The organism is Leisingera sp. S232, assembly GCF_049800895.1.
GTDB lineage: Bacteria > Pseudomonadota > Alphaproteobacteria > Rhodobacterales > Rhodobacteraceae > Leisingera.
This window is the reverse complement of record NZ_JBNAFX010000059.1, coordinates 1-12458: the sequence shown is the minus strand read 5'-3', so window position 1 is coordinate 12458 and position 12458 is coordinate 1. Positions and strand designations below refer to the sequence as shown.

General features: G+C 58.7%; 8 protein-coding genes, 1 tRNA gene and 1 pseudogene. All 10 read left to right on the top strand.

Annotated features, from left to right (window positions below; translation table 11 throughout):
- Positions 1–226, top strand: a pseudogene (locus tag ACP151_RS20655) (IS5/IS1182 family transposase); the annotation flags it as partial.
- Positions 227–467: 241 nt separating this feature from the next.
- On the top strand, positions 468–1688 hold the full coding sequence (locus ACP151_RS20650) for an NnrS family protein (RefSeq protein ID WP_424980721.1): 1221 nt from the start codon (positions 468–470) through the stop codon (positions 1686–1688).
- 79 nt (positions 1689–1767) lie between these two features.
- Complete coding sequence (locus ACP151_RS20645) at positions 1768–2769, top strand: cytochrome-c peroxidase (RefSeq protein WP_424980720.1); 1002 nt, start codon at positions 1768–1770, stop codon at positions 2767–2769.
- Positions 2770–2794: 25 nt separating this feature from the next.
- Positions 2795–5173 (top strand): ATP-binding protein, encoded by a 2379-nt coding sequence (locus ACP151_RS20640; protein WP_424980719.1) that lies wholly within the window; start codon positions 2795–2797, stop codon positions 5171–5173.
- Positions 5174–5403: 230 nt separating this feature from the next.
- Positions 5404–7491, top strand: coding sequence for a peroxidase family protein (locus ACP151_RS20635; RefSeq protein ID WP_424980718.1), 2088 nt, complete (start codon positions 5404–5406; stop codon positions 7489–7491).
- 247 nt (positions 7492–7738) lie between these two features.
- A complete protein-coding gene (locus ACP151_RS20630; protein ID WP_424980717.1) occupies positions 7739–9670 on the top strand; it encodes an acyl CoA:acetate/3-ketoacid CoA transferase in 1932 nt (643 codons plus the stop codon).
- Positions 9671–9992: 322 nt separating this feature from the next.
- Positions 9993–10067: transfer RNA gene (locus ACP151_RS20625), tRNA-Gln, on the top strand.
- A gap of 358 nt (positions 10068–10425) precedes the next feature.
- Complete coding sequence (locus ACP151_RS20620) at positions 10426–10803, top strand: hypothetical protein (protein WP_424980716.1); 378 nt, start codon at positions 10426–10428, stop codon at positions 10801–10803.
- Complete coding sequence (locus tag ACP151_RS20615) at positions 10781–12136, top strand: site-specific integrase (protein WP_424980715.1); 1356 nt, start codon at positions 10781–10783, stop codon at positions 12134–12136. Before ACP151_RS20620 ends, ACP151_RS20615 begins: the two co-directional genes overlap by 23 nt.
- A gap of 139 nt (positions 12137–12275) precedes the next feature.
- Positions 12276–12458, top strand: a 183-nt coding sequence (locus ACP151_RS20610; RefSeq protein WP_424976771.1) for a transposase, incomplete at its 3' end; no start/stop codon positions are given.

Genomic DNA, 12458 nt, shown 5'->3' with positions numbered 1-12458 from the left:
CGAGATACTGCGCGCTTCGCAACGCTTCGGCAGGGCGCTGTGGAAACGATGGAGTGGTTATCACATCCGAAGTCGCGTGGAGGCCAAAATGCTATGCCTCAAGGCATTCGGCGAACGCATCATGGCGAGGGACCCAGACAGACAAACCGCCGAAATCCACATCCGCATCGCTCTCATGAACCGATTCTCGGCCCTCGGCACCGCCGAGATCGTGTGTGATGGATGAATCCGCCGCGGAAAGGGGAAGCTCGTCCTCAAAACGAGTTGCGCAACAACGCCGCATAGTGGCACCAGAGGAAACAACCGTGCGGGAAACCGGGCATCCGGAATTGGGGTGCCTCCCTCTCCCCTGCCCGTCGGCGCTGATCCATCTGGCTTGGCGGAAGATTGCGTCCCTTGCGCCAGACCGGCGGGCGGCACCGACCAATGCCGCCCGTCATTTCCTGACCGGACGCATGGAGGCCGGCATGGCTGCGCGAGCCGAATACACTGGACCAGTTCTCTTTTCCTTCGGCTTCAGGCCGTTCTTTCTGGGCGCCTGCCTGTTTGCCTTGCTGTCGATCCCTGCCTGGCTGCTGATCTGGCGCGGCGATGTGGAGTACTCAGGGCCCTTTCTGCCTGCTGATTGGCATATTCACGAAATGATTTTCGGCTACGCCGCCGCAGTTGTGGCGGGATTTCTGTTTACTGCGGTTCCGAATTGGACAGGGCGGATGCCTTCCCGCGGCTGGCCGCTGGCGCTGCTGTCCGGCCTGTGGCTGCTTGGACGGCTGGCGGCAGCGGGCTGGCTGGGACTGCCTGCACTGGGGGTTATGGCAGTGGATTGTGCCTTTCTTGCTGCGGTCATAACCATGATCGCAGCAGAGATCATCGCCGGCAAAAACTGGCGCAATCTCAAGGTTCTGGTGCCGGTCACCCTGTTGGGTGCCGCCAATGCCTGCTTTCACATCGAAGCGTATACTGCGGGAGAAGCGGATTTCTCACGTCGCCTGGGTATTGCGGTGCTGATATTCCTGATCATGCTGATAGGCGGCCGTATTATTCCCAGTTTCACACGCAATTGGCTGGCAAAAGCCGGCTCGGAAAAGATGCCCGCGCCCTTCGGCAGGATTGACGCGGCGGCACTGGTCTGCGGCGCTGCGGCGCTGCTGGCCTGGACGGCAGCACCCTGGTCCGCTGTAACCGGTGCGCTGTTGTTGGCCGCGGGCCTGGTGCATGCGCTGCGGCTGGCCCGCTGGCGCGGAATTGCCGCCTGGCCGGACCCGCTACTGCTGATGCTGCATGTATCTTACGCTCTGGTTCCCGCTGGGCTGATCGCAGCGGGCTGCGCGCCCTTTGGCCTGCTGGAACCCGCTGTAGCCGCGCATATTCTGGGTATTGGTGCCATCGGCGCCATGACGCTGGCGGTGATGATGCGCGCGACCATGGGACACAGCGGTCGCCCTTTGGCTGCCGGTCCTGTTCTGACGCTGGCCTTCATGCTGGTGCTGACATCCGCCGCAACGCGTATTGCCGACGGCACAGACTTTATTGCAGGCTGGGATGGTATCACCGTCTCAGCCGGCCTCTGGACCGCAGGATTTGCCCTTATGGTGCTGAAGATCGGCCCCTGGCTGGTTACCCCCAAGCTCGGTTCTAAGAAGGCAAACCGGCCGCAAAGTCAGCCTTCGACAGCGGGGCAAGCATAGCTCACGATTATTTAACGGCCTTCTCAGATGATACCCTTTCCGGTTAACAAGGTTCTGGAAGGTAGAGAGGAGATCCTGAATGTGGTGGAAACCTGCGGCAACTGCCCTGGTGCCGTTGCTGTTCTGGACAGTCCAAAGCCTGGCCCAAACGGCCGGGCTTGATGTGTTCCGGCGCCCTGAGACGGTGCCGTTTCCCGCCTCTGCACCCTACGATCGTGAAATCGCTGCTCTTGGCAAGATGCTGTTCTTCGATCCGCGCCTTTCAAGCGGCCGGAACATCAGCTGTTCCAGCTGCCACAACCCGTCTTTTGGCTGGGAAGTCCCGGCACCCAAACCCATTGGCGCGGCCAATAAGCCTGTGCGCCGCCACGCACCGACACTGATCAACGCCGCATGGATCACCCCGTTGCATTGGGATGGCCGCACGGAGAGCCTGGAAGAACAGGCCATCGGGCCGATAACCGATCCAACAAAAATGAATGCAACTTTCGACGGCATCACTCAGCGGTTGTCAGCAGTGGAGGACTACAGAATCTGGTTCGCCCGGCTGTTTCCCGAACAAGGCATCGGCAAAGAGACCGTTCTAACCGCTTTGGCCACCTATCAGCGCACCATTGTCAGCGGCAGTGCCAGCTTTGACCGCTGGGTGGAGGGCGATGAAACCGCTATTTCTGATGCTGCCAAGCGCGGTTTCGAGCTTTTTGCGGGCAAGGCGAATTGCACGGTCTGCCACTCAGGCTGGATGTTCACCAACAATCAACTCTATGACATCGGCTTGGAAACCACCGACTTAGGCCGCGGCGCCTTGGAGCCGTCCGATCCTGATCAGAAATACCGCTTCAAAACGCCCGGGCTGCGCAGTATCGCACTGCGCGCGCCCTACATGCACAATGGCTCGCTGCGTTCCCTAGAGGAGGTGATCCGCCACTATGCCTCAGGCGGCGCTGCCGCAGAAGGCAGACCCACAGACATCTCTGCGTTTGATATCTCCAGCAATGAAACTGCCGACCTCATTGCTTTTCTGGAGACACTGACGGGCACAGATTCCAATGTTCCAACCCCAATCCTGCCGGCCAACTGATGTATTGGGCTGGAGAAAACCGCTTATGAACATCAAACGGTCCATCGTTTTGCCCGTCTTGATGATCGCAGTCGCGGCAACCTGCGCGTCAATGCTGGTCGGCGGCATGGCAATTTATGCGTCTGCCCGCAAGGATGCCGTTCTTGAAGCATCGCTGGAGGTCTCCCGGCGCACCAGCAGTGTCATAGCAGGAATAACCACCGCAGAAGAATACGCACAAGACGTGCTGAAAACGACGCGGCTGCATCCGCAAATTGAAGTCGCGCGCAATTTCCAAGGCCATTTGGCTACCATCGATCAAGAACTGTCTGCACTGATGGATCTGCCGCTGCCGGCACCGCTGCGGGCAGAAATCCGAGCGCTGGACGATGCCCTGGAGCGATGGTGTTCCAAGGCCGTTGTGCTTTTGGGCATAAAACCGAAACCGGAAATTCCCACGCTCAGTGCCCTGGCCCTTAGCAGCGAGGCCGTTACATCTCAGGCCCGGCATGTAAGTGAGCTCACCACTCAGCACGCGGAACGCGCCGTAGCGGCGGCAAACGCGGCGCTCACCCGCATTCTCGTGTTGGGGCTGACCGGCACTACCCTGCTTATGACCGCTGCGCTAATATTTGCCATGCGCAAGGCGCGCAGTTTTTCTGCGGCGATGCAGCGAGCTACCTGCAAACTGCGGCGGTTGGCAGCCTGGGAACACCCGGCAGCACCGGATGGCGACAATGAAATCGCCGCCGTTTTCGCCGCGCTCGATACGCTGGAAATCAGCCTGCTGGAAAAGAAGCGGATCGCTGACCGGTTGTTGCAGGAAAAAGCCAGGGCAGAAGCCGCCACGGAAACCAAGTCGCGCTTTCTCGCCACCATGAGCCACGAAATCCGGACCCCCATCAACGGAGTGCTCGGCATGGCCGAGGTGCTCAGTGAAACAGCTCTTTCGCCGGAACAACAGTCATGCACCAGCACTATCCTGGCCTCCTCGGAAGCTTTGTTGCGTATCGTCAATGATATTCTCGACTTCTCGAAACTGGAGGCCGGCAAGACACAAATGCTGAACCAGCCTTTCAACCTGCGAGACGTGATCTATGAAGTCGCCGCACTGATGTCGCCCAGCGCCGCAGCCAAGGGCCTTGAGATCTGCATCGACATTCCCGAAGGCAGCCCGGCAGTCTTTTCCGGCGATGGCGGCCGTGTGCGGCAGATTTTAATGAACCTGGTTGGCAATGCGGTCAAGTTCACGCTCGAAGGCCACATCAGCATTACGCTCAACTATGATGCCAGCCACGAAATTCCGCTTTGCATTGATGTCCAGGACACCGGTGTTGGCATCCCCAAAGACAGCATTGGCCAGATTTTCTACGCCTTTGAACAGGTCGAGAGCACCACGGCCAGGCGGTTTGAAGGAACCGGCCTGGGGCTGGCGATTTCCTCGCGGCTGGCGCATGCAATGGGCGGGCAGATTGATGTGGCTTCTGAACCCGGCAACGGCTCTTGCTTCACGGTCTGTTTGACCCTGCCGGTGGCCGCGCCAATTCCAACACGCTCACAACCATTGGCTGGCAAAGAAATTATTGTCCTGGCCGATCTGCCGTTCTCTCGGGACGTACGGTTGCGGCAGCTGGAATACTGGGGTGCTGCGGCGACGGCCGCAGACGGGCCGACAGAGCTGTTGACCCAGCTCAAAGCCAAGGCCGCCGCTGGGCGCCGTCCCGATCTGGTTCTTGTCGAAGCCAGCCAGACGCTCGAAAATGCCAAAATGCTCTGCCAGGAGTTACATGCGCTGCCCGGCTACCGCGAATTGCCCGTTGTCTATTGCACAGAAGGCCTGCTGCTGCCTGACTTCCAGGCGCTCAGCGTTTGCAAGTCTGTGCATGTGCTGATGAAGCCTGCCCGAGGTCTGCATATCCTCCAGACGCTGCAACAAGCCCTGAATTCCGCGCCGTCTTTGGCTGCTGCCATCAGTCTACCTGGACTTGGATACCCGAAGGACAAGTTCAATCAGCTACGTGTTCTGGCAGCAGAAGATAACCGTACCAACCAGCTTGTTCTGAAGAAGATGCTTGCCCCAACCGGCATTCAACTAACCATTTGCAGCAACGGCCAGGAGGCTGTTGATACGTTTGCCGCCCAGGACTTCGATCTGGTGCTTATGGATATGTCTATGCCGGTCATGGATGGGTTGGAGGCAACCAGGCGCCTGCGTGAATGGGAGCGGGAAAATGGGTGCGGTCCCTGTCCAATTGTAGCGCTGACTGCAAATGTCCTGAGCACCGATGAAGCCGCCTGCCGGGCAGCGGGAATGGTTGGCTTCATCACCAAACCCGTGCGCAAAAAGGAACTGCTGGACCGGATCGCGGAATGGGCCCATCTGCCGGACACAACAGACACCGCAACCCAATCTACAGGAACCTGACCCCCCAATCCGCGTACCAGCCACATCCCCCTATGTGATACAGCAACAAAGTTGTCGGCATCACGAGATCTCACAATCAGTCACAAAAATATGATAAACTGACAGATGATCCTGTGTTCCGGCAGTGTTTTTCGCTGGAACCGGCAGGTGAAAGGCCACCGCTTGGCACTGGGGAGTGTGCATGGCGCGGCGGCGTTTCTAGTAAAAGTAACGAGTGATTGGGGGATCACATGTCCGACTTAAAGATTGGGGCCGTGCGCCCTGCCGATGGCATTTCTGCACATCCTGACCATCCTGACTGGGGCGCAACAAATTCTGCGCTGCTTCACATGGCACCCAGCGACCTGGGACCGAATGGGGAAATGGGCGGCGATGACCGGCCCAACCCGCGCGAAGTATCAAACATCCTGTCGCAACAGCACGGCAGCACGCAAACAACCGGCGGCGCTTCCGATTTCCTGTGGATCTGGGGTCAGTTTCTGGACCACGACCTGTCGCTTTCCGGTTCAGAAGGCGAAGTCACCGCGCATATTGAAGTTCCGGCAGGCGACCCGTTCTTTGACCCACTCGCAACCGGGCAGGCCATCATCCCATTTACCCGCATCGAGCACCATCACGACGGATACCATAACGAGATCACGGCTTATGTCGATGCGTCGATGGTTTATGGCTCGACCGAAGAAATGGTCAGCGCAATGCGCGGTTCTGGCGGGAAGCTGAAGATGACCGCAGACGAGTTCCTGCATCGTGACGGCGACGGTTTTCTGACCGGAGATGTCCGCGCCGCTGAAAATGTCGCCTTGACGTCAATGCACACGCTGTTCACCCGAGAGCACAACCGGCTAGTCGACGAATTGTCCACAAGAAACCCGGCGCTGACGGGCGATGAGCTATTCGAGGCAGCCCGCGCCCGTGTCGAGGCTCTGGTGCAAGCTGTCACCTACAAAGAGTTCCTGCCAATCCTGATCGGCAAAGATGCCATTGGCGCTTACGAAGGATATGATGCAGAGGTAAACCCCGGGATTGCCATCGAGTTTTCGGCGGCAGTTTACCGTCTGGGGCACACGCTGCTGTCAGCAAAACTGCAACGGGTCGCCGAGAACGGCAAGCAGCTGGACCCGCTGCCCCTGCGAGACGCCTTCTTCCAACCGCATCTGGTCAGCCAAAAAAACATGATCGAAAATGTGCTGCGCGGTGCGGCCACTCAAACCTCGGAAGCCATTGACACCAAGGTCGTTGAGGATGTCCGTTCCTTTCTGTTCGGACCACCAGGCGCCGGCGGACTTGATCTTGCTGCTCTCAACATTCAGCGCGGCCGTGACATGGGGGTTGCCAGCTACAACGACCTGCGCGAGACCTTGGGCCTGTCAGAAGCCCAGACCTTTTCAGACATCACTTCTGATGCGGCACTGGCAGCCAAACTCAAGCAGGCCTATGGCGATACAGACCTGGTGGATGCATGGATTGGCGGCCTTGCAGAAGACCCGTATGGCAGCGGCCTCCTGGGCGAAACCTTCACGATCGTAATGGCAGATCAATTCACCCGGCTGCGTGACGGTGACCCCTACTGGAGCGAAGGGCGCGACGGAATCTCCCAAAGTGAACGGGCAGAGCTTTGGAACACCAGCCTGTCCGACATCATTGTGCGAAACACTGATATCAACCAACTGCAAAAAGACGTCTTTGCCGCGATGGACCGCACTATGGGCACCAATGGTCAGGACGACTTGACGGGCACCAGCGCGCGCGATTTCATTCATGGGCGCAATGGGGCCGACAGCCTGTCTGGAGGCGCCAACGACGATGAACTGCGCGGTGGCAGCGGTTCGGACATTCTGAAAGGCAACCGCGGCGATGATTACCTGTCTGGTAACCGCGGCCAGGACCTGTTGAAAGGCGGTCTGGGGGACGACCGGATGTTCGGTGGGGCTCAAGCGGACCACCTCATCGGCGGCAGTGGCAATGACGACCTCTATGGCGGTTCTGGCAAAGACCTGCTGCGCGGCAACCGCGGCAATGACACCCTTGATGGAGACAGCGGCCACGACGTTCTGATCGGTGGAAAAGGGAACGACCAGCTCACAGGTGGAGCCGGAGCTGATTGCTTTGTTTTCCTATCATCGCATGCAGGCGAAGATACCATAACCGATTTCGAACTCGGCCAGGACCTCATCAAGGTCGACGGCCCTACCCGCCATTCCTTGCGGATCTTCAACCTTGGCGACGAACTCGAAGTTTCCGATGGCAGCAACTGGTCCGTAATCCTGCAGGATATCAGCCTGGATGACTGGCTGACCTCCGGTGCCGGTCTGTTCTGACTTAGACAACCAGCTGCTTTCGCCACCGGAAACAGCTGGTTGTCGACCTCTCGCCCAATCAGGCACATGGTGACGCCGATCGGAAACTTACCGATCGGCGCGCAGGCCGGATGTCGTAACTCCCCAACACGCTGACGCAATCGCAAGATAGGAGCTCACCGCGCCAAGACTAACATCTGCGACCAAACTGCCGTGCGGATGCTGCCCCCATTCCCGCGGCTCGCAGCTTCGGGGAGGAGGCGACGCCATGAAAGACAAGACAACGACAACTGAACAGGCAATGGCGCTGATCCGCGACGGCGACGTCGTGACCACCACTGGGTTTGTGCAAAGCTGCATCCCCGAGATGCTGCACGCAGCGCTTGAAAAACGCTTTCTGGCCGAAGGCGCCCCGCGCGACCTGACGCTGATCATGTGTGCCGGCGCCGGGGACAGCAAAGGTCTGGGCACCGGGCGACTGCATCACGACGGTCTCTTGCGCCGGGTGATTGCCGGCAACTTCGGCCGCATGCCGAAGGTTGCCCAGGCCGCGCAAGAGAACAAGATCTGCGGTTACAACCTGCCGCAGGGGGTGATTTCCCAGCTTTACCGTGCCTGTGCCGCCGGCCAGCCGGGGCTGTTCTCCAAGGTCGGCCTGCACACCTATGTCGATCCGCGTCATGGCGGCGGCAAGGTCAACAAGGTGACCGCAGAGGACATCGTCCGCTACCACGAGGTCGATGGCGAAGAATGGCTATTCTACAAGGCGACAAAGATCGACGTTGCCTTCATCCGCGGCACCAGCGCCGACCGCTCCGGCAACATCAGCATGGAGCGCGAGGCGCTGACGCTGGACTGCCTGGCCCAGGCAATGGCCGCGCACAACAACGGCGGCATCGTCATCGCACAGGTGGAGCGCATCGTCGAAGATGGTTCGATCAAACCCAAGGACGTTAGAATCCCCGGCCTGCTGGTAGACTGTGTCTGCGTCGCAGATGATCCGGAGATGCACCGGATGAACTACGGCGTGCAGCACAATCCGGCGCTGTCGGGGGAAATCCGGGTGCCGGTTGAGGGTATCGCCAAGATGCCTCTGGACCAGCGCAAGATCATCGCCCGCCGCGCCGCTTTTGAACTGCCGCCCAACGGTGCAGTAAACCTCGGTGTCGGCGCACCAGACGGTGTGGCAGCAGTGGCGAACGAAGAAAAAGCCACCCCCTACATCACTCTCACAACCGAGGCCGGCGCGGTCGGCGGGGTGCTTGCGGGCGGCTCCAGCTTCGGGTCTTCTGCCAACGCTGACGCGATCATCGATCAAAACCAGATGTTCGATTTCTACGACGGCGGCGGGCTCGATCTCACCTGCCTCGGCATGGCCGAATGCGACGCCGAAGGCAGCGTCAACGCCTCCCGCTTCGGCGGCCGCCTCAATGGCTGCGGCGGTTTCATCAACATCTCGCAGAACTCCCGCGCCGTGGTCTTTGCCGGCACCTTCACCGCAGGCGGGTTGAAAGTTGCAGTCGAAAACGGCGAACTGCGCATTGTTCAGGAAGGCCGCAACAAGAAATTCGTCCGCCTCATCGAACAGATCACCTTCTCCGGGCCCTACGCCTCGAAACGTTCGCAGCCAGTGCTGTATGTAACCGAGCGCTGCGTGTTGCAGCTGACTCCCAAAGGGCTGGAGCTGATCGAAATCGCCCCGGGCATCGATCTTCAGCGCGACATTCTCGATCAGATGGAGTTCAAGCCGATCATCGAAAACGTCACCGTGATGGATGCCCGCATTTTCCGCGATGAGCCGATGGGGCTGATGAAGGATCTGCTGAATCTCAACCTCAGCGAACGCGTTACCTATGACGCAGCCCGCCACACTATGTTCCTCAATCTTGAGGGCTGGAGCGTCCGCAAAAAGCAGGACATCGAGGATCTGGACCGGGTGCTGCAGGAGGCCTTTGACAAGAGCGGCCGGGATGTCAGCATGGTGATGAACCAGAATGGCTTCCGCATCGCCGAAGACCTGCAGGACGGCTATGCCGCCTCTGTTGGCCAGACGCTGGAGAAGAACAGCGCCTCAATCGCCCATTACACGACCAGCGCCTTCATGCGCCTGAAGATGCAAGGTGAACTTGCCAGCCGCAGTGTCCAGCCCCATATTTTCGAAAGCGGCGAGGAAGCGCATCAGGCGATCTGGGGTTCCTGACCCGGGCCACCCCGACACGATCCTGCGGCACTGCCCGCCCCTGCGCCGGCCCTGTTTCGGGCCGGCCTTCTCCCCAGGCACACAGAGCAGGCTCCGGCCACAAATTTTCGGATTGCCCTGCCGGTACAGCCAAGAAACCCCGCGAAAAATTCCGCCATAAGGTATTGAAAATAGTTACATTTTCAGGGCCACCTCCACACCTCCCTGCGCTATCACGGGAACGCATCTGGACCTTCTGGCAAAGCCCTACAAAAGAACCGCATTTTTTTTCAAAAACCCTCTTGCACCCCTCCGCAACAAACTTTAGACAGCGCCTCACCGATGGGGTGTAGCCAAGTGGTAAGGCAGCGGTTTTTGGTACCGTGTACCGTAGGTTCGAATCCTACCACCCCAGCCACAGAATTCTAAACCCGATGCTATCCGCATCGGGTTTTTTCTTTTTTACCTATTAAAATCAACAGCATAGAGAATCTGCGCAAACTGGGCACTTGACCTAAGGTTGTGCATCCCGCAACAAATCCCGCAACATTTGGCCATCTGGCAGCACTTGGAGATTGGGAATGGATGACCGTGGGTTAAGACCGCGACACAACCGAACACCTAGCAGTCGCGAGCGTCTTGCTGATCGTGCGGTGACACTTTTTTGCGTTTTCGCCGGCGGATTTAATGTGTTCGGCCACCTTGCCTCTATTCTCTGATCTATTGCCGCCGGGATACAATGGTCGCCAATGAGATTTGGCCGGAGGATGTTTGCAATGAATAAGCTGGCAGTGCTGTGTGTTGGCGCCGTGGCAGCAGCGGGCGCCCTTGCGTTAGCAGGGGGCGGTGCCGCAAAACCTGAGCGGGTAGGGTATTTCAAATCGGCGGCTGGCAATCGCGTTATGGCCTATGTTGCACCTGACGGCATGACCGAGAAGCAAGCCCGCGACACCTTGAGCGGCTTAATGCACACCCCCGGGCGGTTAACTTTTGCCGTCATCTACGAGCCGGGCCGCAAGCACCCTGGTAGCCGCCTAACGGGCGCGTCTGATTATTTTACCGCTGCGGCAATGCTTGACCAGCCGCCCTTTGATAACTGGACGTGGGGCGCCGTGGTCAATATCGCCGGGCATGTCCAGCTTCAAGAAAAGTGAGGAACAGCGCTTGGGGATCATAAATGATCGGGGCCGCTTCTACTGGGTCAAACGGGTGCCAAAAAGGTTCGCTGGCCTTGTGTTGGGCGCTGACGGCAAACCGATCACTCAAGTGCGACAGGCCCTGCACACCGACAACAAGACTGAGGCAAAACTGAAAGCGGCGCAGGTTGAGGCCGCCCGAATGGCGGAATGGGAAGCTTTGGCCGCCGCCGACCACGCCAGTGCCCGTGCCCATTATGAGGCTGCCAAAAAGCTGGCGCAGGCCCGGGGCTACCCATACAGACCAGTTGCAACCCTGATTGCTGGTGATCCTGATCAGTTGCTTAGACGCGCGCTATCAGTGACCAGTGAGAATTACACAAGTAAAGCCGCCGCCCAAGCTGTACTTGGCACTGTGCCAGAGGTTCTGCCCACGCTCACAGAAGTGCGGGATGAATATTATGATCTGACCCGCACCCGTCACCTGAAAAAGACCGAGCAGCAGCTAAAGCGGTGGCGCCAGCCACGCGACCGGGCAGTGAAAAACTTTCTGGATGTGGTCGCTGAGCGTGATGGCCGGAACATACCAATTGCCATGCCCATCAATAAGATTACCCGGGATGACGCGCTGAGATTCCGCGACTGGTGGGGGCAGCGGGTTGAGAACGGCCTAAAACCCGACTCGGCCAACAAAGACTTTGGTCACTTGTCCGAGATGTGGAACACTTGGACCACCTTAAAAAAAATTGACCTCGACAACCCGTTTTCAAGGCTCTGGTTTGAGGTGCGCGGACGCAAGAAGACCAAGACTCCGCCGTTTTCCCGGGAATGGGTCAAGAGTAAACTGCTTGCACCGGGGGCACTGGGTGGCCTCAACGATGAGGCACGCGATATCTTTCTGATGACCGTCAACACTGGCCTGCGCCCCAGCGAGATTACCGATGCCCCGCTTGAGGATTTTGTTCTCACACACAATGTCCCGCACTTGCGCGTGCGCGAGAATGGGCGTGAGATCAAGGTTGAGCACACTGAACGCGATATGCCCCTGACTGGCGTTTCCCTTGAGGCTGCCCGCCGTATCGTGGATCGGGAAGGCATCAAGCGCTATCAGCACAAGGCAAATTCGTGGTCGGCCTTAGTCAACAAATACCTTGAGAATAACGGCCTGAAAGAGACGCCAAAACATGTGGCCTATTCGATGCGGCACTATGTGGAAGACGCGCTATTAGCCGCAAAGGTTGATGACCGGATGCGCGCTGATATCTTGGGTCATGAGTACAAGCGTCCGAACTACGGCGAGGGTGGCGCTTTGGTGGGCCACCGCGAAGCCTTGGAACTGATTGCGCTTTAGGCTGCATGCCCCGTCTTTCGTGCAAGCTCTCTCGCCCTGTCCGCCGCAGAGGATTGATGCGCTATTACCTCAATCTGGCGTTGTTGCACAAAGGCCGTAGAGGATTCACTTTGCGAATCCCGTAGGTTAGATCGGCGGCATGCCGAAGCCTGCCTCTTCCCGCTATCGAACAACGAACTGGTCCAACTATAACGCATCACTTCGAAAGCGCGGCTCTCTGCTGGTCTGGTTTGACCGCGACATGACCTGGTTCGCCGAGCGATGCGGCAAACGCGGACGACCGGAGACCTTCTCCGATGCGGCCATCCAGTTCTGCCTTAGT

What these genes read in the sequence shown, in the direction of transcription:
- ACP151_RS20645 (WP_424980720.1), top strand. Translation starts at nt 1,768, where the DNA reads ATGTGGTGGAAACCTGCGGCAACTGCCCTGGTGCCGTTGCTGTTCTGG.
- ACP151_RS20620 (WP_424980716.1), top strand. Translation starts at nt 10,426, where the DNA reads ATGAATAAGCTGGCAGTGCTGTGTGTTGGCGCCGTGGCAGCAGCGGGC.
- ACP151_RS20630 (WP_424980717.1), top strand. Translation starts at nt 7,739, where the DNA reads ATGAAAGACAAGACAACGACAACTGAACAGGCAATGGCGCTGATCCGC.
- ACP151_RS20635 (WP_424980718.1), top strand. Translation starts at nt 5,404, where the DNA reads ATGTCCGACTTAAAGATTGGGGCCGTGCGCCCTGCCGATGGCATTTCT.
- ACP151_RS20615 (WP_424980715.1), top strand. Translation starts at nt 10,781, where the DNA reads ATGTCCAGCTTCAAGAAAAGTGAGGAACAGCGCTTGGGGATCATAAAT.
- ACP151_RS20650 (WP_424980721.1), top strand. Translation starts at nt 468, where the DNA reads ATGGCTGCGCGAGCCGAATACACTGGACCAGTTCTCTTTTCCTTCGGC.
- ACP151_RS20640 (WP_424980719.1), top strand. Translation starts at nt 2,795, where the DNA reads ATGAACATCAAACGGTCCATCGTTTTGCCCGTCTTGATGATCGCAGTC.